Raw genomic sequence first — 25,687 nt, forward strand, 5'->3', positions numbered from 1 at the left:
ACGTTTAGTTGTTGTAAGACCGATCAGAAAAACCACTGAAATTTAATGTAAAACTACGCTCCACCAACGATCAATTCGTCAAATTTCGGGTTACCATGTAGGCCTTCTAAATCCGCTTCTTCTGCGATCATTTCGCGCAACGATGCACTGATATCCGTAGCGCGCTGCAGATCTTCAATTGCTTGCTCTTCAGCACCAATACGAGCATAAGCACAAGCTCGTTGGTACAAGGCTGGCGCATTTCTATCATCGAGTTCTAATACTCGGTTAGATAGACTCAATGCCCAGTAATACTCACGAATTTCCATCGCCGCATCCGCTTTGTAAGTCAATGCCTCTAAATCTCCCGGGCGTATTTTTAAGATTTCATCATATACTTCGATTCGTTGCTCGGGGGTTTGCATACTCTGAGCACGCAGCCATAAGTTATGAATTTCGTTAATAATTTCTATTTCACGGTTATTTTCTGTGATAATGCGAGTTTTACGCTTTAAATCCCTTTCTAATGCGAGAAATTTCTTTTCGTACTCTTGAGCGATCTTGTTTAACCGCTTATCGGCTAAATCACGCGTATTGTGTTTTAGCTCTTTTAGAGACTGCCAGCCTATCAATGCCACCAACGATGCCACACCCGCAATAACATAGAAAAAGTATGTCACTGTCACATTGGAATAGTTGAGTGATTTATCGGCGACGGATAGCTCGCGGTCTGTAATTTGGATAGTCATCCGCCGCTCAAGATCTTGCTGCTCTTGTCGTAATGATTTTAGTTCATCCAAGATATAACGCTCGACTAGGGGCCTATCGAGAATCGGCGATTCTGAATAAGCCTCTTCCGCTTTAAGCGGTGTTGATACAACCAACATTAATGTAAAAATAACTACTAACAATCGAGACACAACGCACTTCCTTTCTAGTCCATTTCTTTCTTCAACACAGAAAATGTTCTGAATACAAACAATTTTCCAGTATCAACACTACTGAAAATCTATTTTCTTAAACACTGCCAAACAACACTTAATTCGTCATCAAAACATTTTAATTCAAATTATTTTCAATTAATTACTCGCATAAAAACCATGATAAATCAAACGAATAACCATACAGCATCGAACAAAGTGACAATAACAACCTTGAAATAACCTTAACTAATGTTTAGTGTACTATACATAATTGCTATCTACTATTAAATAGCAACGACGAAAACAAAGGATGTAAATCATGTCACCCATGTTAGAAGTGAAAAACCTCTACAAGGTATTTGGGGAAACGCCACAACAAGCCTTTCCTCTTTTGGCTCAAGGACTCGACAAAGACCAAATTTTCGAAAAAACAGGACTGACTGTTGGCGTTAAAGACGTATCACTTTCGATCAATGAAGGAGAAATATTTGTCATTATGGGTTTATCTGGCTCAGGTAAATCAACTTTGGTTCGACTATTGAACCGACTCATAGAGCCAACTCAAGGTAATGTCTTACTCAAAGGCAAAGACATTGCTCATATTTCAGAACAGGAACTACGCGAAGTCAGACGAAAAAATATCTCCATGGTTTTTCAAAACTTTGCGCTCATGCCGCATATGACAGTGCTTGAAAACGCTTCTTTTGGTTTAGAACTGGCGGGCATTGCTGCACCTGAACGCAATAAGAGTGCTAAAGAAGCGCTAGCTCGCGTTGGCTTAGAGGCATATTGTGATTCGTATCCCGATGAGTTATCAGGCGGGATGAAGCAGCGGGTCGGACTTGCTCGAGCTCTCACTAATGACCCTGATATATTGTTAATGGACGAAGCGTTCTCGGCACTTGACCCATTGATTAGAACAGAAATGCAAGATGAGTTAATTCGTCTGCAAAACGACGACAAACGCACCATTGTATTTATTTCTCATGATCTTGATGAGGCAATGCGCATTGGTGACCGAATCGCCATCATGCAAGACGGCGTTGTTGTGCAAACCGGTACACCCGATGAGATATTGCACCACCCAGCAAATGATTATGTGAGTTCGTTCTTCCGTGGTGTCAATGTCGCCAGTGTCTTTTCCGCTAAGGATATCGCTCGTAAAAATCCAGCGGCCGTGTTCAAGAAACATGACAACGATGGTCCTGCCGCCGCAATGCAGTTATTGATGGATAACGATAGAGACTACGGCATTGTTGTCGACCGCAGTAATAAATACTCGGGTATTGTCTCTCTCGACTCTTTAAAACAAGCACTCAAACAGCAAGCATCTTTAAGCTCCGCACTGCTTTCCGACACGATCACTATTGACCCTGAATTATCGGTCGGTGAATTGATTAGCCAAGTCGCTGAAGTGCCATACGCCGTGCCTGTTGTCGATAAGCAGGGACACTATTATGGCGTCATCACCAAATCACGCTTATTACAGACTTTAGACAGGGAATAGTCATGACTACCGAAAATACAACGCAAGCCGCCGAAGCTCTTGACCCATGGGCTTCTACTGCGCCAACTCCCGCCAGTAGTGACCCATGGTCAACGGCTACCGCAACGCCAACTGGTGGTGACTGGTTAAGTGGCACGACTGACGCTCCCGTACCTTTCGATTGGCTTCACCCCTTCCAAGACGCGGTGATTCCTTTTGATAACTGGGTAGAAACGGGACTGAATTGGTTGGTACAGCACGGCCGCCCATTATTTCAAGCGATCCGAGTACCCATCGATTTCATATTAACTTCCTTTGAAACTACGCTTGTTTCAACACCAGCTCCATTTATGCTGCTGATCCTATTCCTCATTGCTTGGCAACTTGCAGGCCCAAAAATGGGAATCGCCTCACTAGCGTCATTAATAACTATCGGTTTAATTGGCGCTTGGTCAGAAGCGATGGTGACACTTGCTCTGGTTATGACCTCTGTATTCTTCTGCCTACTCATAGGGCTACCTCTGGGGATATGGCTTGCTAGAAATCAGACCGCTGGCAAATTCATTAGGCCAATATTAGATGCCATGCAAACCACACCCGCTTTCGTGTACTTGGTACCGATCGTTATGCTGTTTGGTATTGGTAATGTACCCGGTGTTGTTGTCACCATTATTTTTGCGCTGCCACCAATTGTTCGCTTGACCATATTAGGCATTCAGCAAGTGCCAGAAGAACTAATCGAAGCGGGGCACGCTTTTGGTGCTAGCCCAAAACAGATGCTTTACCGCATACAGTTACCTCTTGCCATGCCAACCATTATGGCTGGCGTCAACCAAACCTTGATGCTTTCGCTATCGATGGTAGTGATTGCTTCAATGATTGCTGTCGGTGGTTTAGGGCAAATGGTACTGCGTGGTATTGGTCGCTTAGATATGGGGCTTGCTGCTGTCGGTGGCTTAGGCATTGTAATACTGGCGATTTTATTAGACCGCCTCACCCAGCATATAGGGACAGAAAATCGAGATAAGAAAACGCGTTGGTACCAAACCGGTCCCGTATCCATTTTTTACCTCATCAAACAGAAAATGACTCACCAGCAAAGTATCAACAACCTAGGAGAACAGAAATGAGTTACGCATGGAAGACGTTAATCACCACTAGCATCATCGCTTCAACAGCACTATCAAGCAGCGTGTGGGCTGAAAAATTGCCAGGAGAAGGCATCAGTGTTCAACCAGTACAATCAACCGTTGCCGAAGAGACGTTTCAGACTCTAATTGTCAACAAAGCAATGGAAGCTTTAGGCTATGACGTCAAAGAGACCAAAGAGGTCGATTATAACGTTGCTTACACTTCAATTGCGGAAGGTGATGCAACCTATCTAACCGTAGGTTGGTTCCCACTTCATGCTGAAAAATATTCAATGTCCGGCGGCGATGCAAAATTCTACCGCAAAGGTCAATATATTTCAGGCGCTGCGCAAGGATATTTGATAGATAAAAAAACCGCTGAACAGTATGGCATCACCAATATTGCGCAATTGAAAGATCCCAAAATAGCTAAACTCTTTGATGCCAACGATGATGGCAAAGCCGATTTAACTGGCTGTAACCCTGGTTGGGGTTGTGAATTAGTGATTGAAGAGCAACTGACTGCATTCGGTCTACGTCCTACGGTCACTCATAACCAAGGAAATTACGCCGCCATTATAGCCGATACTATTTCACGCTATAAAAAAGGCGATCCCATTCTTTACTACACATGGACACCTTATTGGGTCAGTGGTGTTTTAGTTCCGGGTAAAGACGTGGTATGGCTTGAAGTACCGTTTTCTGCTCTACCCGGTGAACGTAAAAATATTGATACCACGCTAGCAAACGGTAAAAACTTTGGCTTCGAAATGAACAGCATGCGCATTGTGGCCAACAAAAAGTTTGCTCAACAAAACCCTGCTGCTGCCAAACTTTTTGAAATCATAAAGTTAGATATCAATGACGTCAGCGCTCAAAATATGATCATGAGTAAAGGGAAAAACTCAGCCAAAGATATTGAATCCCATGCCAATGGTTGGATTAAAGCACATCAACAGTTGTTTGATTCCTGGATTAATGCGGCTAAACAAGCGGCCAAATAGTCGAATGGTGGCTGCTCATAACCTTGAGCAGCCCAACTCATTTTCACGGAGGAAAGTGTGAATATTCATGAAGAAGTACTCATCGCCATACGCCAGATTATTCGAGCAACTGATCTCCACTCAAAAAAAATCAATAAAGATTTCGGACTAACCAGTCCGCAACTATTATTAATGAGAGAAATTAAAAGTTCCGAGAACGTGACCATCAGGCAATTGTCCAATAACACCAACATGAGCCAAGCAACCGCAACCAGTATTCTTGACCGACTGGAAAAACGCGGCTTAATTACACGTCAGCGAGACCAACAAGATAAACGTAAAGTGCATGCGCTACTGACAACAGAAGGTAACCAACTGCTGCTAAATGCACCTACCCTGCTACAAGACAATTTCATCGACCAATTTCAAGCCTTAAGTTCTTGGGAACAAACGCTGATTCTGTCATCTTTGCAGCGTATCTCAAGCATGATGAAAAACCCAGAAATTGAAACATCAGCGTTGCTTCCCATCTTAGAAGCTAACGATCCGCTTTAGCCTTAATTAATTATAAAAACAAAGCGTTGTCGACTTTTTTCGCAACACCGCTCTAATTAAACAACTTTCCATAATTAGAGGTTGTAATTCATTGAATTTCAGCTATTTTTGAAGCAAATTTCAAAGCATAACTAACCATGGATTACTTAAACTTATTTCAACTGCATTACCAATGGTTCATCACCGCTATCGTGCTAATCTGTTACCCAACACTTGCCAAATATTGTTTGCGATTTTTTGAAAACATGGTGATCGGTAAAGCGGATATCCATCGTTTAAAACGAGCTCGTTGGTTGGTTAAATCGATGCTGTTTACACTACTGATGCTTACTATTTTAATGATGTGGGGAGTTGAACTACGAGGTCTGCTTGTCGTAGGTTCATCCTTATTTGCTTTACTCGGAGTCGGTCTATTTGCGGCTTGGTCTTTGCTCAGTAATGTGACCTCTTTCCTCATCTTATTTGTACAAAATAACTGCCGAATTGGCCTGTGGGTACGAGTGGTCGACGGAGCAAATATGATTGAAGGCAAAATTGTCGATATGAATTTACTGAATGTGGTTTTAGAGAATATCGATGGCAATAAGATACTCTACCCCAATAATTTATTTATCATTCGTCCTGTCATTGTTCTGAATACGGCCCCCGAAAAAGCCGTGAAGAAAAAAGAGAAACGACAACTTCCAACTGGAGTAACGCGTTGAACGAATACCAAGATTTATCATTTCAGATTGAAGCCATTTCAAAAGCGGATGACGAACAACAGATCGACTTGCTTGGCGAGTATGTTGAAAACGGCCTTGATGAAGGTTCAATAGCGATCATTTTAGAAGCGTTTCCTGTTGAGCAACGTGTCCGGTTATGGCGCAGCCTTCCGCTAGAAATGCACATTGATGTATTAACGGAAATGCGTGCTGATGTACGTTTCTCAATTATTGAGGCGTTATCTGAAGTCGAACTCAAACTGACGTTAGCCAAACTCGATAACTTATCCCTCATCGAATGGGCAGACTCTTTGCCTGACGAGATTATCAGTGAAGCACTTCGATTAATTAGCCGCGATGAACTGGAACTGTACGACCAAGCAAGCGCCTATGAGGATGATGAAATCGGTCACTGGGCAGACCGTAAGGTCTACACTTTACCTTTCAGTATCAGCGTAGATAAAGCAAAAATACTACTCGAAAAATACCACAATGATTCTCCTCAGCACATTTATTTGATTAACAAAGCCAAAAAATTCCGCGGCATTGTTACCTACACCGATATTTTACTGGCCGATGGAAAAACGTTACTCAAAAACTTAAAGCAAGAGGAAATATTTACCCTTAATGCCCATCAATCCTTATCTGAAGCCGTCGAAGCTTTAGAGCACGCTCAGTTGCCAACGGTTGCTGTGATTGATGAAACGGATACTTTAGTTGGCGAAATTGACTGGCAATTTGCTCTCAGTACTCAACGAGAAATTTATGAAGCGCGCTTAATGGCGGGCACGGGTATGGACGAAGGCGATGACCTATTCGCCCCCATAATAAAAAGTTCGAAAAAGCGCGGCCTTTGGTTAGGTATCAACTTATTAACGGCAATTCTGGCTTCAATCACCATCGGTTTATTTGAGGATGTGATTTCGCAAGTCGTGGCCTTAGCGGTACTTATGCCAATCGTTGCTTCCATGGGTGGCATTGCGGGCAGTCAAACCTTAACCTTAATGGTTCGCGCCATGGCATTAAACCAAATTACGCCGGGTAACCGTTTCGCTCTACTCAAAAACGAAATTGGTATTGGTTCTATTAATGGATTGCTATGGGCATTAATCATCGGCGCGTTAGCTGGCCTGTGGTTTCAATCCACCATGATCGGCGCAACCATTTCCCTCGCTATCGTTGTGAACATTATAACAGCGGCAATGTTTGGTGTTTTAATCCCGATTACTTTAGATAAATTCAAACTGGACCCAGCGCTTGCAGGATCTGTAATTTTGACTACGGTAACAGACGTCGTCGGCTTTTTCGCTTTTTTAGGCACTGCTAGTTTAGTGATGTTGTAGATAAAAAACAGGTTGTTCTATACCCAAACCATTTGAAGTTGCAGGTAGGCGGCAAGTAAGTTCATCCCCATGAGCATAGATAAACTATGTGATTGGGGTGAGCGAATGTAGCCAACACCGCTGCAGCTTCAAGTAGGAAGGGTATAATGAACAGCCTGCTTTTATTCAAACAAATGAGTTGATACTTAAGCTTAAGCTGCCGCTTTATTTTCTGACGATACTGCTTCTACTTTATTAACAATCAACATCTGATGCAGCGCACAAATTGCACTGTTGTAATCTTGATCTTCTACTACAAATTGCGCATTAACGTTACGCATCGAAGAGTGCGCGGCAATAGGATTAACATCCGCTTTGGTTAGAGCTTGCATACCTTGGCTTAATGCAGCATTGGCATTAATAGAAGCACCAATGGCAGAAATCAGTGCCACCATTTTTCCTGATACCGATGCATTTGGGTAACTCTTTTCTACCTTGTATAACACGTGATTCAAATTTTCACTATTACCGCTCAGATAGTAGGTCATCGAATTGGCATTCATCTCTTTCCCAACTAAATACACCTTAGCATCTGCAATAACTTCCATTAATTCATAGCTCGCATTGTCAATCTTTCCAACCATACTCTGATCAAAGATGTGTAAAGCGAATACTTTATTGCGACCTGCAATAATTTCTACTTTATTGTCGACGGGTTGGTGAGCATTGGTAATTAAAGTCCCTTCATGTTCAGGTTCGAAGGTATTCTTGATGCGCAACTCAATACCTTTTTTACGCAAACCCGCAGCCGCATTCGGATGAATGGCTTCCATGCCAAGGTTAGCCAGTTGGTCTGCAACATCAAAGTTAGTCAGTCCCATCGGGCTCACTTTTTCAGGACCGACAACACGGGGATCAGCAGAACTCAAGTGGTATTCTTTATGAATGATCGCTTGGGTTGCTTCAGTCAGTGCTGCAATACGGCTAAATGTCATTTCACTGTAGCCACGATCATAGGTTTTCATTAGTCCTTCATCGCAATACGCATAACCAGTCACAATTGGCAGTTCGGTGCTCACATCAATGTCCGAAAAAGCCATAAGAATCACTTCATCCAAAGTTCCCGCTTGTCCACTATTCCAACCTGACAGGTCTACAAATCGGGCATTTACCCCAAGAGTTTTTAGCTTCAGACTCGTATTGTAAGCACTGTGTGCTTCTCCTATCGAAGATAAAAATTCTCGTATTTGCGGTAAATAATGACGCAGAGAAAACTGCCCGTACTGACATGTTTCCAAAATATTAGTGATACAATTTACAGCTTCTGCAATGCGCGATCGAATGAACTTATCAGCGCGAATACGGCTAATCGGATCAGCAAACAGATTGTCGTTGATCAGTAACATTCGTTGCTCAAGTTGATGTATGGCATCTTTCCATTGCGCATCATGCTTAGCGATCATTTGATAAATTCCGGGTTTACCCGTTCGCTTACACTCTAATAATGCATCGGTGATAGTGGCATATGCCGACACCACAAACACTCGCTGATAGGGGTCATTAGGTCGTAATAAAATATTGTCCAGAACAGCGTCAAACGCGCTCATCGAAGTTCCACCGATTTTCTCTACGGTGTAAGACATGAGATCTCCTTTGGTTATTAAATACACTTTATAAATCAATAATTCATGAAATAGATTGACGACGAATTGTGTTCAGAAAACCCTATTCTACGATGGGGTACACACCATTTTCGTCATGAACTTCAGCACCTGTAATCGGTGGGTTGAAAACACAAGCCATGACCATGTTTTCGTCTTTATAAGCCCTTAAATAGTGCTCATCGTGTTTATCTAAAATATACAAAGTCCCAGGCTGAATCGGATACGTTTCACCATCAACGACTTCGATTTCACCCTCACCAGATATACAAAACACAGATTCCAAATGGTTTTGGTAATGAATGTGGGTTTCGCTATCTTTAAAGATGGTAGTGATATGGAATGAGAATCCCATATTGTCATCTTTCAAAAGCATGCGAACGCTTTCCCACGTCGGTGCAACAACACGGCGTTCACTTTGGCGGCATTCATCTAATGTTCTTACAATCATCGCTTATCCTTATGATGCTTTTTTAATCAATTGAGCGGCAATATCTTCTACCGCTTGTTCAAAAATATCCAAACCCTGCTCTAATTCAGCTTCACTAATGGTCAGTGGACAGAAGAATTTAATCACTTCATCTTCCGGTCCTGCGGTTTCAATCACTAGGCCAAGTTCAAAACAACGCGCGGTAATTTTGCTTGCGAGTTCACCACTACAACATTCAATTCCTTGCATTAACCCTCGGCCTTTTTGGCGGTTAAATAGCGTTGGCTCTCGGCGTAACGTCATTTGAATACATCGAGTAACCTGCAGCGCTCGCTGCTGGATATGATTTGAAAGATCATCGTTTGACCAGTAAACCTCTAGCGCTTTCGCTGCGGTAACAAAAGCATGGTTATTACCTCGAAAAGTACCGTTATGCTCTCCTGGTTTCCATTCATCTAATTCAGGACTAAATAAGACGATAGCCATCGGTAATCCATAACCACCAATCGACTTTGATAGCGTAACAATATCGGGTTTGATACCTGAAGGTTCAAAGCTAAAGAAAGTCCCTGTTCGACCACAACCCGCTTGAATATCGTCAACGATCAGTAAGATATCGTATTGTTTACAGATCTGGCTTAAACGTTGTAACCATTGGTCTGATGCGACATTAAGTCCACCTTCACCCTGCACAACTTCCAACAAAACAGCTGCTGGTTTATCAAGACCAGAAGAGTTATCGCCCAGCATGCATTCAAACAGTGTTAGACCATCGATATCGGCATAGCCATCGTAAGGAATACGAGTTATTCCTCCTAGACTGATACCGGCGCCACCTCGATGATGCTGGTTACCTGTAGCAGCAAGTGCTCCGTATGAACAACCATGGAATCCATTAGTGAACGCCACCACATTGGTTCTTTTCGTTACCTTACGTGCGAGTTTCAATGCCGCTTCAACTGCATTAGTACCCGTTGGCCCTGTAAACTGGACTTTGTAATTTAAATCTCTTGGCATCAAAATACGGGCTTGTAGCGCCTTCAGAAAATCGGCTTTCGCTGATGAGTGCATGTCTAGACCGTGGGTAATACCATCTTTGTCAATGTAATCTAATAACGCCTGTTTTAAGATCTCATTATTATGTCCATAGTTCAGTGAACCCGCTCCAGCTAAGAAATCTAGGTATTGTTCTCCCTCTTCGGTGTATAACCAACTGCCTTTCGCGGTAGAGAAAACCACAGGAAAGTGGTTAGCATAAGATTGAACGTTTGATTCTTTCTTTTTAAAAATATCCATAACGTTTGAAATTATCCTTCGTTTTTAGAGTGTTGTTTTAGCGGAATTCGGTAAAGGTATTCAGTCGCATGTTGGCCATTAAAATGTCGAGTCTGGTCGAGGAATGTTGAAACTTCACCATGCTGACCATGCGCTTTATCAAGCTTCTTAAATAAACTCCATGATCCCTGATTATCTCGTGTGATTGTCGTTTCCAATGTGCTCACATCTTGCAGCGCATTCCTCTCTAAGAGTTCATTGAGCATTTGAAAGGCAAGGCCAAGGCCACGTGCATCTGGGTGTACCGCAACTTGCCAAACAAACAGTTCATGTAAGTTATCGGGTTTTAAATACGCAGAAATAAAACCGACCACTTCACCATCTCGTTCAGCAACAATGCATGTATCTTGAAAATGAATCGCCTGTAAAAAATTGCAATAAGCCGAGTTTTCATCGAGTGGAGGAGACAGCGCAACCAAATCATGAACTTTTTGTCCATCAGCTTGGTTTGGTGTACGAAATGTCCATCTATCATCCTTCATGTGCATAATTTCAGGGTATGCGACCCAAGGTGCTGCTGTAATCATTGCTCGCCACATAAATAGTTAGAACTCTAATGAATTTTCTTTATACCTTAACAACACTAACGATAAATTCAACTATAAAATTCATAAAAAAGACCAAAGGAAAAATAACTTACTGTTTTAAAATAAGTTAAATAACATGAAGAACAAAAATGACAGAATTATTTTGATTAGATGTGTAAACATATTTCAATTAAAAGGAATACCATGAAGTGAGAGCATTCGGATTTCTCTCCATTTCTCAGGCGGAGACCATCACTAGCGGAGAAAAATCGATTCAATAAGGTGGTAGCGGATAAGGGAGTGATCAGAAATAGCGTAGAGAAATGATTGAGTATTTAAACAAATTAGACTGAACTCATTTGCCGCATCCCTGCAGCTTCAAGTGGTTTGGGTATATGGGGGGCGAGTATTAACAAATGATAAGAAAAGTATTAAATAACTAGAAAGGAACTTCAATTTGCATCATTACGTCGAGATCGTAATCTTCATGCCAGCGATAATCAATACGCATGCGGGGCTCACCAACTTTCTTTTCACCAAACCCAAAGCTTATTTGAATACCATGGCTCATTAGCCATTCTTCGGTAGACATTTTACTCTTTTCTTCATGCAGATCTTGAGGCATCCACACCCCAAAACCGATGTAGCTTGTCGCTAACTTTTGAGTGAAAATTGGATCATCGTCAGTTTTTAAAACCCAGTCAGACCAATATAAAGAATTTGTGGATTTATTATCATCCGTCAAACCGAGAGCCGAGAGTTGAGCCGAAGCATAGTCGATACCGTCCAGCATCGAAAAACAGATACCCGATGCTTGAAACATTACAGAACTGCTGGTGCCTTCTTCTAAAAATGAGTTTGAATAGAGATCGCATGCTTTCGTCACTGACGAAAACAAGAGCAATACTAAAACGGCAACATTTAATTTCATTAACAACAACTACTCCGACCACTTTGAGGTTGTGGATTTTCTAGTATAGGCGCCTTTGTTGCAAGATCATTTCCACAGACTTGGTTGTCAAACCACTAATATCAGAATTCTCTGACAGACAATGTCGAATATCCGTACTTCTTATTGCCACTTTTTCAGGGCACGCCATCACCGACCAACGCTGTAAAATCTCCTGAGCCTTATAAAATTTGTCAAAGTTAAACAAATTATCGGGGCCAATCACAAAAGTAATGTCAGCGTCAGGAAATTGTTTTTGCAGTAATGACAAAACCGCATAAGTCGTCACACTTTCACCAGGTTGCTGTAAATGCTCTTCAACTGTCGATCTTTTTACATTACTTAATGCTAAATCACTAATAAAAGCATCAATAAGTTCACAGCGGGTCTCATAATCTAGCATTAATTTACCCCAAGCGTGTGAAATGCTCGGCACCAGAAGCACCAAGTCAAAATGGCTTAAAGAATCAATCACACTTTTATGACCTAAACTCGGCGGGTTAAAAGCACTTCCAAAGACAGCGATTTTTGTCATAGCAATCCTTATTCAACGTTGAAAACTACTTTCTCGGTTTTCTAATTTCGTGATTTAGGTATGATACACGAAAGATTTATTTTGCTTGCAGGAAAAGGAACTCTAATGGAAAAAATGATCCGTGATGAGATGCGCGTTCTCCCATCCATTGACCCAGCGTATGAAGTAGAACGCCGAGTCGACTTTATTAAACGTAAACTTGTTGAGTCTGGCTGCAAATCGCTCGTGCTCGGTATAAGTGGCGGTGTCGACTCAACCACATGTGGTCGTTTAGCTCAGCTTGCGGTTACACAGCTAAACCAAGAACACAATGTTAATGACTACCAATTTATTGCCGTACGTTTGCCTTATGGTGAACAGAAAGATGAAGAGGAAGCACAAATTGCCCTTTCTTTCATTCAACCGACGCATTCTGTTTCCGTTAACATTAAAGCGGGAGTTGATGGCTTACATACAGCTTCTCTTGAGGCACTGCAAGGGACCAGTTTAGTTCCAACCGATGCGGCTAAAGTTGATTTCGTGAAAGGAAATGTCAAAGCACGTGCACGTATGGTTGCACAGTATGAAATTGCTGGTTTTGTTGGAGCCTTGGTTCTCGGTACCGATCACTCAGCCGAAAACATCACAGGTTTTTACACCAAATTTGGCGATGGCGCATGTGACCTTGCTCCTTTATTTGGCTTAAGTAAACGCCAAGTACGTGCCGTAGCAGCTCAATTAGGTGCTCCGCAATTATTAGTACAAAAGACACCCACAGCGGATCTAGAAGAGCTTACACCTCAGAAAGCCGATGAAGATGCTTTAAACCTAACTTACGACCAAATTGATGATTTTCTTGAAGGTAAGCAGGTAGCGCAGCATGTCGTGGAGCGTCTAGTCGCTATCTATAAGATGACTCAGCATAAACGCCAACCGATCCCGACTATATACGATTAAACCATTAATCGATTTGGCTACTCACCAAATTGGTAGCGTAAACAATAAAGCCAACCGAATGGTTGGCTTTATTGTTTGAATCTGAATGACAAATTATTGACTCATTTTGATCAATGATTTACCCACCAGCCATTCAAGCTCTCTTGCACTTTCGTTACCAAATTGTGCTGCCGTCGTTTTGTATAAGCGGTCAATACCATTTGCAGCGAATTCATCAGCACATTCGCTCGTGACAATGTGGTGAAAAAGCAATCGCAAAATAGCTAAAAACTGCGCATTATTTAATGCTGTGATCCAACTCTTTGAAAACTGAGCAAGATCATTTTCAAAATCTAAATATTCAACGAAAAGTTTGAAAATTCGACCATCTAACGCGGCCGTAAAATCCGTTTTCTTTGGAAAGTGATGGCTAATCCCTGTACGAGATACACCCGTTTGTTGACTCAAAGTGGTGTATGACATTTTGTCATAACCCAATCTCAATAGCTGATCAACAACAGCATCCATTATTTTTTGGATGGTGATTTCAGTATCTTCTTTACTACGCTTTGGCATGGTTTAAGCTCTTCTATTTATTAATCCATCAATTGTGATGATAATGTTATTAAACGTCTCATCATTGCAGTGCGTTTTCCCTGTCTAAAAATCGCACAAAAAAAATAGCAACGCCTATCCAGAGCATTTTGCTAAGTCATATCTGCTAGTTTGGTGTTACTTTCCTTTAGCAATCGCTAATAAAGTTAACCTACTCCGTAATATCAACCAGTAAACGAATGAATTAGGCGCAATTTATAATAGTAATAATTACATCAATCGCATAATCTAACAATCACTGCCAATTCGCAACGAACTCAACACTGTTCTGACAAAATAATGACACGAAAACTAGTGATTCTTTGACCGCCATCACACTCTATGGTTACATTATCTTTCAATATAGTTTCAAACCATCAACATGACGTACTGTTTTAATGTAGATATGTTCTGCTTTTTTGTAGCTAGTCGACCATTTGCTCGCTAGAATAACCACACACTAAATATGAGGATTCGAAATGAGTATCGAAAACGACGTAGATATCCAAGTCTGTGAAGCATGCGGCTGCGCTGGCGAAATTGGTTTTATTATCAAAGAAGGTGATGAAGTTGCAGAGGTCATGGTTATGGCTCCTAACAAGATTCAGCTTGAGGCCGAGTTTGAAAAATACTTAGCGTTAGCCCAACAAGTATCAAGCAACGTTGAATATGAAGCATCTCCTATCGAGGAAAATTCAACTGAACTGCACGCGCGTTTTAAATTTGAAGTCAGTGCAGAAAAACTCATTTTCGAATTGAAGTCACGATCTTTGGCTCGCTAATTACGCCTTGATAATAATGACCAAAAGCGAGCAACTATCAGCTCGCTTTTTTTCTATTTGCACTAAACAGATATTGAAGCAAAGTAGCAATCGGCCGATACTGTTAGCAAGTGTTTTGGATAAGTGGATGCTATGAACGGAATCCGGCTTTTATTTTTATTATTCACCCTCATTTTTTCCAGTTTTAGTTGGTCACAATCCTTGGATCAATACAAAATCCTCAACCACCTCGATAACTACGGTAATTTGGATTTACGTAATAAACCTTATACCTCCCTACCTGATGATCTCACGCTCAAAGGCAATTTAAACATAGCGAAAACTTCTATTCTGTCATTACCTAAGGCGCTAAATGTACAAGGTAGTTTAGATGCATCAAATAGCTTGTTAAAAAACGTACCTAAGGGAACCACCATCCGTGGTTACGCCAATTTACTCGGTAGCCAAATCAAATCGTGGCCAGGAGGGATAAAGGTTGGTGGCTACATCAATTTCACCGATACTCAACTCGAGAAATTACCCGCTAATTTCAAAGTAAAAGGTGATCTCAGTGTCATTCGCACCCCATTAACCACTCTACCGGAAGGGTTAACAGTTGAAGGCAGTTTGTTTATTGGTGGGTCTAAAATAACAGAATTCCCAGACACCATGACCGTCAATGGGAATATCTACTTAGGGGGCAATGTTATCAGTAAGTGGCCAACTACTTTAACACTAGGTGGTGCTGTAGCACGCTAGTAAAAACATACGCAGATCGCAGCAACAAGAAACAAACTATACCCAAACCACTTGAAGTTGCAGGTAGGCGGCAAGTGAGTTAATCCCCATGAGCATAGATAAACCATGTGATTGGGGTGAGCGAACGTAGCCAACACCGCTGCAACTTCAAGTAGGAAAGGTATAGGAAAGTAAAAGAGAAGCGCCTCACTCCTCTTTTCTATTAGGGCGTGTTGACCCCGTTATAACTGATTTTTTGCTGGATTTGCATAGCTATCGAGCAGATAACGTTGAGCCCCTTCTGGTATCTGAGTCAACTTACGCTCTAAATGTGCTCGGACATCAGGGGTGATATCACTACTTTCGATACCCGCTGCTAATTTATTGATTGGAAATAGCTCATAGTTTGCGTGTATTTGGCGATCAATCTCTTGCGCGAGTGCATCTGGCGTCTCAAACGCTTGATCTATAACCTCACCAAACGCGACATGAACACGACCTTTCTCTCCAACGATCCCTTGAACGATGCTTTCAATATCTTCAAACTCACCTTTTTCATAGCGACCGCTAGAGGCTTTTTCGTACAATTCACACGCTTTTGCAATATCACATGGATCATTCTCATAGGAAATCGCAACCGGCACGATCCTCAGAGACTGAATGTAGCTGGCAAAATCAATTTTCTGCTTACGTCCTTCAACATGAAACATTTTCAAAATGGCGGGATCAGTGAAATCATTGCCATCTTTAGCTCGACCTTCTTTTTGAGCTATCCATATCGAATTACCAGTATCCAAGGAATGCTTAATGTAGGCCGATAGTGTCCCTAATGCCTTCATCATTTCACGAGGCCCTTTCGCAGAACGTTTTACAATGAAGCTTTTATTTAACCTCATTAATTCTGTCGTGCAGGGTTTTTTCAATAGATTGTCACCAATAGCAATCCGCACCGTTTTGTGGCCAGAGGTATTAAGACCATAGTTAACCAACGCTGGGTCCATCGCGATATCGCGATGATTAGAGACAAATAAATAAGCCGTCTGCTTATCCAGTTTGTCCAAGCCACTAAAGGTAACCCCTTGAGTAGTCGATGCTAATGTCTTAGTTAAGTATTTCTTAACTTCCAACTGAATGGCTTCAACTGACTTTAACTTTGACCATTTAAATTTTAGATACACTTTCACAAACGGACTAAGCATTGATTTTAGCCAAGCAGAACGCTTATCAAATCGATGTTGCAAAATCGCTGCAATAAATTCTTCATCATTAATCAAGCGGTCAATCGCCGCCGGAATTTCATCGTCATTGTATGGACGGATGTCTACATAAGGATCAGTTGTGGTGGTCATATTTTTATACATCAAATAAAAAACTGGCTTATTCTACGCGTAGTTGGCGCAGCTCGCAGCTACAGTCGTAACAGATTCGTGAAGGTCAGACCAGACTTAGTGCAAATTAGTTCGTCTATTTGGCATTTTCTGTGAGACAAGGTACTCTTAGCGCCCCGAAATTGGTGAGAACAAACATGAACTACGCGATTCATTTTGAAACGTTACTGCAAGTAAACTTAGTCGTTACTCCTCGTAAAAAAGTCATCAAACACAGCTTAGTTCGAGTCACAAGTGGCTTAGCCTTGTGTAAATTGGGTAAACACGAGTATTCGATTGAAGCAGGACAAGCATTTTGGATACCTTTAGACTGTTTGTGCTCACTGACTTTTTTTCCAAACACACAAATCCAAAGAGTAGATTTCTCGGCACGTCTTTGCGTACCATTTCCACATCAAGCCGGTTACGTAACGCTTTCGGAACTAAGTTTAGCTGCCATCGACAAGCTAAACCAGTGCAAGCAAAATGACGAGATTTACACTCACCTACTGCAAGTGCTTAAACTGGAAATTGCCCAACTTCAACCAAAAATTGAACTGAATCGTTTAAGTCATGATATTTCGACATGGCAACCACACAAAGAGAGCCACTTATCGGCAGAATGCCAAATGGTGTTAAGGGTACGCGAGGCTCAAAAACGCAAGCTATCTGGTACTAAAATATCACAGATCATTAGCGAACTATTTAATGATGATATGCAACAATATCATCAGCTTTTTTCTTTAGTACTAGGCGAAAAAGGATAAATTTACCAACTAAAGTTCGCGCTTTTACTGGCTGAATGTCTAATCCCTAACTATACATTTACTAATAATATTTTTATTACTAGATCATTAGATAGAAGGGACTGACTATGAAATTCAGCCACAAGATTGTTGCTGCGTCCTCATTACTATTACTCGCCACCGTGACTTTGCTTACTACACAGCAATATTTAACCGTTCAGGAAGAAATAAAATCCCAAGTAGAAGCAAGTGTAACGGAAATCGTTGATGGGGTTCGTAATACTGCAGGAGCTGAGATTAATAGCCGTAAAGCTATTGCCGCCTATTCAACCAGTATGCTTGAAGTGGATTTATCACCTAACAGTATCTCCAACGTAATTACTCGGCCTGTGGTTAAAAACACCTTCCTGCTTGCTGGTATCGGCTTTGAAAAAGATGGCTCCTACATCAGTAATGACCCATCGTGGAACCCCGGCTCCAGTTGGAACCCACGTATTAGGCCCTGGTACATCGATGCCAAAAATGCAGATAAACTCATCATTACCGCCCCTTATGCCGACTCTGCGACGAATGAAATTTTGGTCTCTATTGCTACCCCTGTAAAAGACAATGGCAAATTTATTGGTGCCATCTTTTACGATGTGAGCTTGGCAGGTCTAGCTGAACTGGTGAATACCGTCAAACTGTTTGATGCTGGTTATGTGTTTATTGTATCTGGAGATGGAACCACCATTGCTCACCCTAAAAAAGAGTTCAATGGTAAACCAATGAAAGATTACTTAGGTGGGACACCTTTGGTAGAAAAACCTCAGCAAGCTGTAATCAATGATAAAACTTACACTGTCGATTTTTCTAAAGTACCTGGTGAAAATTGGTATGTAGGTGTGGTTCTTGATGAGGAGATAGCTTATGCCTCATTGACTAAACTCCGTAACAGTTCAATTATCTATACCTTGATAGCGCTAGTGCTCAGCATTGCGTTACTCTTAGTACTGATTCGCATATTGATGCGTCCGCTCGATGCGCTCAATGAGGCAATACAAAATGTGGCTTCAGGTAACGGAGATTTAACTCAACGCCTTGCAACTGATACTGACCAAGAATTCTCTGTTTTAGCGGTCGGATTTAATACCTTTACTGAAACTCTGCAACAACGACTGATACAGTCAAAAGCCATTGGTTCAGAAATTCTAAGAGGCTCTGAAATAACCTCGATTGGCTTACAAGAATCGGCTGAAGCGATGCGTGATCAACTGCATGAGTTAGAGCAACTTGCTACCGCCATGCATGAAATGGCAACCACATCCGGTGATGTTGCTAATAATGCCCAAGGTGCAGCATCAGCAGCCAAAGATGCCGATGATGCAACGCAAATCGGTACCAATGTTGTAGCTCAAACAACTCGGGCTATTGATAACCTATCCGCTCGTATTGATGAGGCAGTAACCGAAGTGAGTGCTTTGGAAGGTGCAACATCAAACATTGAAACGATTTTAAAAGTGATCAACGACATTGCGGATCAAACCAACTTATTGGCATTGAATGCGGCTATTGAAGCAGCTCGTGCTGGAGATTCAGGTCGCGGCTTTGCTGTGGTAGCGGATGAGGTTCGAACGCTTGCCCAGCGAACTCAACAGTCAACCACCGAAATTCGTAATATGATTGAAAAACTGCAATCAAGTGCCACCTCCGTTGCAAGTGCTATGAATCACAGTAAGAATACGGCTGGCGAGGCGGTAAATAGTGCACAAGAAGCTAACGAAGCGCTACTGCAGATTCGAAATGCAATCCAGCAAATCAGTGATATGAATATTCAAATCGCTTCTGCCGCTGAAGAGCAGAGTCTAGTTGCCGAGGAGATAAACAATAATACAGTGAAAATTAAAGATCTTTCTGTTCAAGTCGCAGATGCAGCTGACAGCGCTAACATCGCGATGCAGTCTCAAACCGAGAATATTCGCGAACAGGATGCCATTTTGAATAAATTTACGGTGTAATGGTTTGTATTGAAGCTCATCACTTAACAATCAGTGAGTTTATTAAACAATGGCGCAAAATCTGCGCCATTGTTTGATGAGAAAGATAAATCGCTATTTAGCCCACAGCATACAACTTGAGCGGCCAACCATTTCAATCTTAATGTTTTTCTCTTTTGGAACAAACACCTGCTGCGATAGAAGATCTATCATCGAACTGTCCCACTTAATTTCGACGGTTTGATTACGCAGTGACTTATTCAATACCACTAAGCCTTGATCGCCCCGACTGAACACCAGAAGATCATCATTCGCTTCTAGCGTTTTCATCGGTAACCCATGCATTTTATTGTGAAATGCAATTCTCGCGGCCATCAATGGTGTACACCACGCATCTTGCCAACGTGGCAGACCTTGCTTGTTGAGGATACCACTGGTGTTTAAATCAGTATAAATCAAAGGCACACCACCATCTCGCCCAAGAACGTAGCTATAAGCGAGATCTTCAGAGGCTTCATCCATCACCGAGTCTAAAAACACGTCGTTGTTCGGTATATCATGAGTGATGGCAAACGTAATTGCGCGGCTGTTAGACAGTGCTTGTCCAAAACAATATGGGTCAATGAGCCACTTCAGGCTACCTTTCTTTTGCAGCGCATCAAACACCGTTTGAAACAGCGGAAAATCATAAGCACCCAGCGTAGTTTCCTTTAAATAAGGCTCTAAGAAGATCTGGTATTCTTCTTTTGTTGCGCCGCCATCGGTAATGATTTCACCAAAAATATGCATATCTTGCGTAATGTCATCAACCCACACTTTTTTCAGATGTTCAATGGACATATGTTTTGCCGCATCGATCCTAAAACCTTTTACACCCAACTCTTTTAAGGCTCTTAAATAAGCTTGCTGCTGAGACACCACATGATCATTGTCTCGCAGAGTCGGTAAACCAGGATCGTGCGCTCCACCAGTAATGCGCCCATGCTGAACTTGCCAACGGTCTTTCCAATCTTTAATGCCGAAGGCTTCAACAAAATCATCTTCGTCAAATAACGGCTCTTGCAAGTCACCAAATAGACGTATCTTTTGATAATACTCGTGCTTCTGTTGGTAAAGCGTTAGCTCTTGGTTACTTGGATACTGTAGATCTAATCGCAGCTTCGATTCATTTGCCATGTGATTAAACACTACATCGACATAGGCTCGTAATCCATGCTCGGCTAGAGCTGCAAGCATCGCTTTAAAGTCATCGGTATCTCCCAGTTGGTTATCAATGACACGATAATCTTGTGGTTGGTAACGCTGCCACCACTGAGTACCTTGATCGTTTTTCAACGACTTCATGGCAGGAGAAACTAATACCGTTTTATAGCCTAGTTTAAAAATCTGCTCTGCACGCTCTGCCACTAGGCGATATGGCCAGTCAAACGCATGCAAAATAACATCTGTTGATTGAACATTTGTCATACTTCTAATGTTCCTATTCGTCATGAACGATTTACAAGTTGAAAGAGGCCGAACCTCTCAATGCTTCACTTGCTTCCTTGAGCACGCATCAATATCGCGCATTAAACACTTGTTGAATTATAGGCAACCTAGACACCACGCCATCAGCCTTAATTGAATAAATTTTGTATGAGATAGAAGGCGTAGAGCAAGATGAAATTGCGCCTAACGAGATACTGACAAGATTACTTTCCCTAGATCAACCAAGATAAGTAACACCGAAAGATGAAAGGATGGGTAAAACAAAACAGATGGAGTGCTGATGTTTTGACCCAAGAAGGCACCTAACATGTCACAGTTTATCCTGATAACCTAGCTATAATTGGATAAGACTATTGTGCAAATACACTAGAGGGAACCATGAAAAAGCTGCGTATTGATATCGTTTCTGATGTTGTTTGCCCATGGTGCATTATTGGTTACAAACGACTAGAACACGCCTTATTGGCGCTAAGTGATACCATTGATGCCGATATTCACTGGCATCCGTTCGAACTTAATCCTGCAATGCTAACCAATGGTGAAAACTTAAAAGAGCATATTGCTAAGAAATATGGAACATCAGCAGATGCAAGCCTACAAGCGCGGCAGACACTTACCAAACTTGGCAAAGAAGTAGGCTTTGAATTCAATTTTAGTGACGATATGCGGATATACAACACTCGTAAAGCACACAAACTCCTGATGTGGGCAAACAGCCAAGGTAAACAACTTGAGTTGGCAATGGCGCTATTTCGTGCCTACTTTACTCTCGGACAAAATGTCGATGATGATAATGTACTGCTTGAAACCGTCAGCAACCTTGGCTTAGATAAGCAAATCTGCCAAGCAGTATTGAATGATGACTCCTGGGCAAAAACGGTTTCAGTCACAGAGCAACAATGGTTAGAAGCAGGGATTCAAGCGGTTCCAGCTTTGATAATAGAACAGCGTCATTTAATTTCAGGAGCGCAAACAGCAGAGATGCTTCAAAAAGTACTGCAAGACATTGCACAACAGCTGCCGACAACGCATTAGCTCTAGCCATCAAAAAGGGCACAACGTAGCGTTTGTGCCCTTTTTATATTTATACCCAAACGCCTTGAAGTTGCAGGTAAACGAGTGTAGCCAACACTGCTACTGCTTCAAATAGGAATGGGATAATAATGGCTTGTTAATGAACCGGTGTATCGGTGTCAGCAAAGAACTGGCCAAAGTGTTTTTCAAGCACCTCTGGGGTTAATTTGCCATCCGCTTCCAACTGCTTCAATTCTGCCACTATCGCTTTTTGTTCTTCCAACGATGGTAGCTTAACTTCTGGTTCATCAGCTACTTGCTGAGATAGTTGCTCTAGCTCTTTTTCAAAATCGCTCATTGTACTTACCTAAAATTAACGCAATAAGGGGAAGTGTACCGATTTCCCCTTCATGATTCTAGAGCTTAAAGCTACCAACCATTTTGTCTAGACGACCAGAAAGATCGCGCAGTTCTTGGCTCGCTTCTGCAAGTTCTTCTGCGGTACTGGTCGTCACCTCATTGATAGAGTTGATCTCTTCAATATTTTGGTTAATGGTATGAACCACAGTTGATTGCTCTTCAGTTGCGGTTGCAACTTGTGTGTTACGATCCGAAATATCATGGATACGATCAGATATGTTAACCAATACATTCACCGCTTCATCAGAGGCGGATACACCTTCTTGCGTCACTACCTTACCTGATGCCATCGCCGTTACCGCATCTTTTGCATCATTTTGTAACTGATTAATCATCTTCTGGATCTCTTCCGTAGAGGAAGCAGTACGGCTTGCTAAGTTACGAACTTCATCAGCAACCACAGCAAAACCGCGCCCTTGTTCACCCGCACGTGCCGCTTCGATCGCCGCGTTCAATGCTAGCAAGTTCGTTTGATCCGAGATATCACGGATAACATCCAAAATTGATCCGATATCTTGCGTGGTTGACGCTAGTTGCTCAACGACCTTACCAGTATTTTCAATATCTGCCGCCAAGCGACTGATCGCATCTTTGGCTTTATTGACAACGGCACGCCCTTCATCGGTATTACCAGAAGCTTGATTCGCCGTTTCAGCAGCCGTCGCTGCGTTAGAGGCAATTTCACTAATGGTCGCGCCCATTTGGTTGATCGCGGCAACAACTTGAATCGTTTGATCGCGTTGCTCTTGGCTGTTGTTGTGAGTTCGGTTTGATTTTTCAGAGACACTTTCCGCTGCCGATTGAAGAGCATGACTGGTTGACGCTACTTCTTTCATCGATTGGTGGATTTTCTCAATAAAACCATTAAAGCCAGTAGAAAGCTGAGCTATCTCATCGTTACCTTTCACTTCAATACGTTGAGATAAATCACCGTCACCTTTACCTAAATCGGTAAAACGTTGAGCAATCTGCTTGATTGGGTTGGCAATACTGTTGGCTAAGAAGATACCCATAAAGATGAAAATAGCTGCAACAATCAGTGTTGTGAACAGCATTTTTTGCGCCACAGCTGTCAGGTCGGCAAACACTTCAGCAACAGGCACCGAACCAATAACAAACCAATCCATTGATTTAACATAAGCGCTAGCCACAAACACTTCTTGGCCTTCATAAGTTGCCGTAATGAGGTTAAAGCTGCCTCTGTTCAATAATTGACTGGCTTGTGAACCATAGAGCTGAGTCAACGACGAGCTGGCTTTATCCTTACGCTGATGGATTTGCACACTACCTTTTGCGTCAGTCAAAAAGACAAAACCCGAATCCTCGATTTTAAAACCATTGAGTAAGTTGACCATGTCGTCCATCGATTTAGACAAACCAGACATAGTATCGCCACTCACATTTTGATAGTTAGCGAACATTTTAACCTCACCAGAGGCCTCTTGAAACATACTCACCATAGTCTGTTGACCTGACTGAGTAAAACCGAAGAACCAACCATCTTGTTGCTGATTTAACTGACGCAGGAAACCATTCTGGTTCCAATAATAAGCCGTTTTCCGGTTTGCCACTGAAGCATCATTCAGTGAGTACTGATTACGCACATTGTTAAGCTGCTTAACCAACATCGCTTCTGTCACAGCGTCAAGTTCTGTCTGCTGAACCGCTTGTTTAATAAATTCATTATTGGCAAGTTGTTCTGCAGAAAATAGCAGTTGAGAAACCTCACGATCAATCTGACTACTAATTTGTTCAAGCATCGTAGGTAGTTGGATGTCGATTAAGCGATGCTCTAACACTTCACGGGCTTGGCGCTGCGCCATAACCCCGACAATAATGGTTGAAGCTAGTACAGCAAAGGTAATGCCTATCACCACCTTCTTTTTAATACTCATTGAATTCAATTGGAACATCATTTCTGCCCTTAATTAATGGCTAATTGGGAATAACTGTTACTTATCGCCCGCGTAGGAATTTTCTTGATATTTTTATTGATAAAAACTTATGCGCAAGCATTACCTTTGGAAATGGATAATTGGCCCCCATAATGATAGACGAATATGGCATGATTGCTGAGCTTAGACTAAGTAATCGCTCAACAATTAACCGAACAGTCCGTACTTCACACTTTTAACGGAACTTTTTTAGAAGATAATTCACTAACTGTTCAAAAATTGGGAGAACCAAACCTTATGCAGTCGCTTGCTTTTCAGTCTTTACAACAGCATTTAAACCAACAAGTTATTGGTCAGCAATCGTTAGTAAAACAGTTGCTCGTCGCACTTCTTGCCGATGGGCACATTCTGGTCGAAGGGCCTCCTGGTTTAGCAAAAACACGAGCGGTAAAATCCTTAGCAGACTGCATAGAAGGAGACTTTCATCGCATCCAATTCACACCAGATTTGTTACCTGCGGATCTCACGGGTACAGATATCTTCCGCCCTGAAACAGGCGAGTTTATCTTTCAAGCAGGGCCAATTTTTAACTCTCTTGTCTTAGCCGATGAAATCAACCGCGCACCAGCTAAAGTACAAGCAGCAATGCTAGAAGCCATGGCAGAGAAGCAAATTACCGCAGGTAGAAAAACTTACCCACTGCCTGAACTCTTTTTAGTAATGGCAACACAAAACCCGATTGAGCAAGAAGGAACTTACCCTCTTCCAGAGGCGCAGCTTGACCGCTTCTTACTGCATTTAAATGTTGACTACCCAGATGCTGAAAATGAACTCGCTATTTTACGCTTAAATCGTGGTGAAGCACAGGGTATCGAACAAACCGCACCGCCTAAATTAACGCAAAACGATATTTTTGCTGCTCGTCAGGAAGTACTAAATATTCATATGGCAGAGCCGATCGAGCAATATATCGTGCGATTAGTGATGGCTACTCGCCAGCCAGAAAGCTATGACGCGAAACTGGCACAATGGATAGAACTAGGAGTGAGTCCACGCGCGACCATTGCTCTTGATCGCTGCGCCCGCGCGCACGCTTGGCTGAGCGGCCGAGATTTTGTCAGCCCTGAAGATGTTCAAGCGATGGTCTTTCCTGTATTACGTCACCGCTTGTTACTGACCTACCAAGCACAAGCTGAAGGAATCCATCCAAACCAAGTGATCTCCCACTTACTTTCATTGGTTGGCAGTGCCTAG

Annotated in this window: 25 protein-coding genes; 13 read left to right on the forward strand and 12 right to left on the reverse strand. The window is 42.1% G+C overall.

All coding sequences use genetic code 11. From position 1 onward, the window contains the following. Window positions 1–53: 53 nt before the first annotated feature. A complete protein-coding gene (locus tag MCT08_RS17330) occupies window positions 54–866 on the reverse strand; it encodes a TPR end-of-group domain-containing protein (RefSeq protein ID WP_053311178.1) in 813 nt (270 codons plus the stop codon). A gap of 355 nt (window positions 867–1,221) precedes the next feature. Between MCT08_RS17330 and proV the strand changes: the two genes are divergently transcribed. The 6 genes from proV (at window position 1,222) to MCT08_RS17360 (ending at window position 7,103) form a co-directional block, all read left to right on the forward strand. After that, window positions 1,222–2,409 (forward strand): glycine betaine/L-proline ABC transporter ATP-binding protein ProV, encoded by a 1,188-nt coding sequence (gene proV, locus MCT08_RS17335; protein ID WP_053311057.1) that lies wholly within the window; start codon window positions 1,222–1,224, stop codon window positions 2,407–2,409. Window positions 2,410–2,411: 2 nt separating this feature from the next. After that, window positions 2,412–3,518 carry a glycine betaine/L-proline ABC transporter permease ProW gene (gene proW, locus MCT08_RS17340; protein WP_274678988.1) on the forward strand — a complete coding sequence of 369 codons (1,107 nt, stop codon included), beginning with the start codon at window positions 2,412–2,414 and terminating at the stop codon, window positions 3,516–3,518. After that, entirely contained in the window at window positions 3,515–4,522 is a 1,008-nt protein-coding gene (proX, locus tag MCT08_RS17345) for a glycine betaine/L-proline ABC transporter substrate-binding protein ProX (protein WP_053311059.1), read from the forward strand. Before proW ends, proX begins: the two co-directional genes overlap by 4 nt. Window positions 4,523–4,579: 57 nt before the next feature. Then, entirely contained in the window at window positions 4,580–5,056 is a 477-nt protein-coding gene (locus MCT08_RS17350; RefSeq protein WP_172532531.1) for a MarR family winged helix-turn-helix transcriptional regulator, read from the forward strand. A gap of 137 nt (window positions 5,057–5,193) precedes the next feature. Next, entirely contained in the window at window positions 5,194–5,760 is a 567-nt protein-coding gene (locus MCT08_RS17355; protein WP_172532532.1) for a mechanosensitive ion channel domain-containing protein, read from the forward strand. Beyond that, complete coding sequence (locus MCT08_RS17360; RefSeq protein WP_274676904.1) at window positions 5,757–7,103, forward strand: magnesium transporter; 1,347 nt, start codon at window positions 5,757–5,759, stop codon at window positions 7,101–7,103. The genes MCT08_RS17355 and MCT08_RS17360 overlap by 4 nt, the downstream gene beginning before the upstream one ends. A 191-nt stretch (window positions 7,104–7,294) precedes the next feature. Here MCT08_RS17360 and MCT08_RS17365 read toward each other — a convergent pair whose 3' ends face one another. From MCT08_RS17365 to MCT08_RS17390, 6 genes are all read right to left on the reverse strand, one after another. Continuing rightward, a complete protein-coding gene (locus MCT08_RS17365) occupies window positions 7,295–8,725 on the reverse strand; it encodes an aspartate kinase (protein WP_172532534.1) in 1,431 nt (476 codons plus the stop codon). A gap of 82 nt (window positions 8,726–8,807) precedes the next feature. Further along, window positions 8,808–9,194: an ectoine synthase gene (locus tag MCT08_RS17370; RefSeq protein ID WP_053311064.1), complete on the reverse strand. Its 387-nt coding sequence runs from the start codon at window positions 9,192–9,194 to the stop codon at window positions 8,808–8,810. Between the two features lie 9 nt (window positions 9,195–9,203). Beyond that, the gene (gene ectB / locus MCT08_RS17375; RefSeq protein ID WP_274678989.1) at window positions 9,204–10,469 is read right to left on the reverse strand and encodes a diaminobutyrate--2-oxoglutarate transaminase; all 1,266 of its coding nucleotides are present in this window, start codon (window positions 10,467–10,469) and stop codon (window positions 9,204–9,206) included. Between the two features lie 11 nt (window positions 10,470–10,480). Continuing rightward, window positions 10,481–11,047: a diaminobutyrate acetyltransferase gene (ectA, locus tag MCT08_RS17380; protein WP_274674697.1), complete on the reverse strand. Its 567-nt coding sequence runs from the start codon at window positions 11,045–11,047 to the stop codon at window positions 10,481–10,483. 427 nt (window positions 11,048–11,474) lie between these two features. After that, on the reverse strand, window positions 11,475–11,966 hold the full coding sequence (locus tag MCT08_RS17385) for a hypothetical protein (RefSeq protein ID WP_274678990.1): 492 nt from the start codon (window positions 11,964–11,966) through the stop codon (window positions 11,475–11,477). A 40-nt stretch (window positions 11,967–12,006) separates the two neighbouring features. Continuing rightward, window positions 12,007–12,519 (reverse strand): nicotinate-nicotinamide nucleotide adenylyltransferase, encoded by a 513-nt coding sequence (locus MCT08_RS17390; RefSeq protein ID WP_274678991.1) that lies wholly within the window; start codon window positions 12,517–12,519, stop codon window positions 12,007–12,009. Between the two features lie 105 nt (window positions 12,520–12,624). Here MCT08_RS17390 and nadE point away from each other — a divergent pair, with 105 nt between their 5' ends. Beyond that, window positions 12,625–13,455 (forward strand): ammonia-dependent NAD(+) synthetase, encoded by an 831-nt coding sequence (nadE, locus tag MCT08_RS17395; RefSeq protein ID WP_053311069.1) that lies wholly within the window; start codon window positions 12,625–12,627, stop codon window positions 13,453–13,455. Between the two features lie 93 nt (window positions 13,456–13,548). Here the strand turns inward: nadE and MCT08_RS17400 are convergent, their stop codons facing one another. Next, window positions 13,549–14,010, reverse strand: a complete 462-nt coding sequence (locus MCT08_RS17400) for a TetR/AcrR family transcriptional regulator (protein ID WP_053311070.1) — start codon at window positions 14,008–14,010, stop codon at window positions 13,549–13,551. 497 nt (window positions 14,011–14,507) lie between these two features. Here MCT08_RS17400 and MCT08_RS17405 point away from each other — a divergent pair, with 497 nt between their 5' ends. Continuing rightward, the gene (locus MCT08_RS17405) at window positions 14,508–14,810 is read left to right on the forward strand and encodes a YfcZ/YiiS family protein (protein ID WP_053311071.1); all 303 of its coding nucleotides are present in this window, start codon (window positions 14,508–14,510) and stop codon (window positions 14,808–14,810) included. Between the two features lie 132 nt (window positions 14,811–14,942). Further along, the gene (locus tag MCT08_RS17410; RefSeq protein WP_168524255.1) at window positions 14,943–15,548 is read left to right on the forward strand and encodes a hypothetical protein; all 606 of its coding nucleotides are present in this window, start codon (window positions 14,943–14,945) and stop codon (window positions 15,546–15,548) included. A 221-nt stretch (window positions 15,549–15,769) separates the two neighbouring features. Here MCT08_RS17410 and MCT08_RS17415 read toward each other — a convergent pair whose 3' ends face one another. Next, window positions 15,770–16,876 carry a 1-acyl-sn-glycerol-3-phosphate acyltransferase gene (locus MCT08_RS17415; RefSeq protein WP_168524256.1) on the reverse strand — a complete coding sequence of 369 codons (1,107 nt, stop codon included), beginning with the start codon at window positions 16,874–16,876 and terminating at the stop codon, window positions 15,770–15,772. Between the two features lie 176 nt (window positions 16,877–17,052). Between MCT08_RS17415 and MCT08_RS17420 the strand changes: the two genes are divergently transcribed. Next, entirely contained in the window at window positions 17,053–17,661 is a 609-nt protein-coding gene (locus tag MCT08_RS17420; RefSeq protein WP_274678992.1) for a hypothetical protein, read from the forward strand. A 107-nt stretch (window positions 17,662–17,768) separates the two neighbouring features. Then, window positions 17,769–19,637, forward strand: a complete 1,869-nt coding sequence (locus tag MCT08_RS17425) for a methyl-accepting chemotaxis protein (RefSeq protein WP_168524258.1) — start codon at window positions 17,769–17,771, stop codon at window positions 19,635–19,637. A gap of 93 nt (window positions 19,638–19,730) precedes the next feature. Here MCT08_RS17425 and MCT08_RS17430 read toward each other — a convergent pair whose 3' ends face one another. Beyond that, window positions 19,731–21,083: an alpha-amylase family protein gene (locus tag MCT08_RS17430; protein WP_168524259.1), complete on the reverse strand. Its 1,353-nt coding sequence runs from the start codon at window positions 21,081–21,083 to the stop codon at window positions 19,731–19,733. Between the two features lie 399 nt (window positions 21,084–21,482). On the opposite strand from MCT08_RS17430, the gene MCT08_RS17435 reads away from it, so the two are divergent. Next, window positions 21,483–22,139: a DsbA family oxidoreductase gene (locus MCT08_RS17435; RefSeq protein WP_168524260.1), complete on the forward strand. Its 657-nt coding sequence runs from the start codon at window positions 21,483–21,485 to the stop codon at window positions 22,137–22,139. Between the two features lie 136 nt (window positions 22,140–22,275). On the opposite strand, the gene MCT08_RS17440 is transcribed toward MCT08_RS17435, so the two are convergent. Next, on the reverse strand, window positions 22,276–22,476 hold the full coding sequence (locus tag MCT08_RS17440) for a restriction endonuclease subunit S (protein WP_053311078.1): 201 nt from the start codon (window positions 22,474–22,476) through the stop codon (window positions 22,276–22,278). A 58-nt stretch (window positions 22,477–22,534) separates the two neighbouring features. Next, entirely contained in the window at window positions 22,535–24,451 is a 1,917-nt protein-coding gene (locus tag MCT08_RS17445; RefSeq protein WP_274679086.1) for a methyl-accepting chemotaxis protein, read from the reverse strand. 279 nt (window positions 24,452–24,730) lie between these two features. On the opposite strand from MCT08_RS17445, the gene MCT08_RS17450 reads away from it, so the two are divergent. Then, entirely contained in the window at window positions 24,731–25,687 is a 957-nt protein-coding gene (locus MCT08_RS17450; RefSeq protein ID WP_053311080.1) for an AAA family ATPase, read from the forward strand.

The sequence above is a fragment of the Vibrio aestuarianus genome, from assembly GCF_028858425.1.
In the GTDB taxonomy this organism is placed as follows: Bacteria; Pseudomonadota; Gammaproteobacteria; order Enterobacterales; family Vibrionaceae; genus Vibrio; species Vibrio aestuarianus.

Bases quoted from the DNA above. Each gene is read 5' to 3' on its own strand.
- MCT08_RS17425 (WP_168524258.1), top strand. From the start codon at position 17,769: ATGAAATTCAGCCACAAGATTGTTGCTGCGTCCTCATTACTATTACTC.
- MCT08_RS17390 (WP_274678991.1), bottom strand. From the start codon at position 12,519: ATGACAAAAATCGCTGTCTTTGGAAGTGCTTTTAACCCGCCGAGTTTA.
- MCT08_RS17365 (WP_172532534.1), bottom strand. From the start codon at position 8,725: ATGTCTTACACCGTAGAGAAAATCGGTGGAACTTCGATGAGCGCGTTT.
- MCT08_RS17420 (WP_274678992.1), top strand. From the start codon at position 17,053: ATGAACTACGCGATTCATTTTGAAACGTTACTGCAAGTAAACTTAGTC.
- MCT08_RS17400 (WP_053311070.1), bottom strand. From the start codon at position 14,010: ATGCCAAAGCGTAGTAAAGAAGATACTGAAATCACCATCCAAAAAATA.
- MCT08_RS17435 (WP_168524260.1), top strand. From the start codon at position 21,483: ATGAAAAAGCTGCGTATTGATATCGTTTCTGATGTTGTTTGCCCATGG.
- MCT08_RS17450 (WP_053311080.1), top strand. From the start codon at position 24,731: ATGCAGTCGCTTGCTTTTCAGTCTTTACAACAGCATTTAAACCAACAA.
- MCT08_RS17440 (WP_053311078.1), bottom strand. From the start codon at position 22,476: ATGAGCGATTTTGAAAAAGAGCTAGAGCAACTATCTCAGCAAGTAGCT.
- MCT08_RS17410 (WP_168524255.1), top strand. From the start codon at position 14,943: ATGAACGGAATCCGGCTTTTATTTTTATTATTCACCCTCATTTTTTCC.
- MCT08_RS17445 (WP_274679086.1), bottom strand. From the start codon at position 24,451: ATGTTCCAATTGAATTCAATGAGTATTAAAAAGAAGGTGGTGATAGGC.
- proX (WP_053311059.1), top strand. From the start codon at position 3,515: ATGAGTTACGCATGGAAGACGTTAATCACCACTAGCATCATCGCTTCA.
- MCT08_RS17430 (WP_168524259.1), bottom strand. From the start codon at position 21,083: ATGACAAATGTTCAATCAACAGATGTTATTTTGCATGCGTTTGACTGG.
- proV (WP_053311057.1), top strand. From the start codon at position 1,222: ATGTCACCCATGTTAGAAGTGAAAAACCTCTACAAGGTATTTGGGGAA.
- proW (WP_274678988.1), top strand. From the start codon at position 2,412: ATGACTACCGAAAATACAACGCAAGCCGCCGAAGCTCTTGACCCATGG.
- nadE (WP_053311069.1), top strand. From the start codon at position 12,625: ATGGAAAAAATGATCCGTGATGAGATGCGCGTTCTCCCATCCATTGAC.
- ectA (WP_274674697.1), bottom strand. From the start codon at position 11,047: ATGTGGCGAGCAATGATTACAGCAGCACCTTGGGTCGCATACCCTGAA.
- MCT08_RS17415 (WP_168524256.1), bottom strand. From the start codon at position 16,876: ATGACCACCACAACTGATCCTTATGTAGACATCCGTCCATACAATGAC.
- MCT08_RS17405 (WP_053311071.1), top strand. From the start codon at position 14,508: ATGAGTATCGAAAACGACGTAGATATCCAAGTCTGTGAAGCATGCGGC.
- ectB (WP_274678989.1), bottom strand. From the start codon at position 10,469: ATGGATATTTTTAAAAAGAAAGAATCAAACGTTCAATCTTATGCTAAC.
- MCT08_RS17355 (WP_172532532.1), top strand. From the start codon at position 5,194: ATGGATTACTTAAACTTATTTCAACTGCATTACCAATGGTTCATCACC.
- MCT08_RS17370 (WP_053311064.1), bottom strand. From the start codon at position 9,194: ATGATTGTAAGAACATTAGATGAATGCCGCCAAAGTGAACGCCGTGTT.
- MCT08_RS17330 (WP_053311178.1), bottom strand. From the start codon at position 866: ATGTTGGTTGTATCAACACCGCTTAAAGCGGAAGAGGCTTATTCAGAA.
- MCT08_RS17385 (WP_274678990.1), bottom strand. From the start codon at position 11,966: ATGAAATTAAATGTTGCCGTTTTAGTATTGCTCTTGTTTTCGTCAGTG.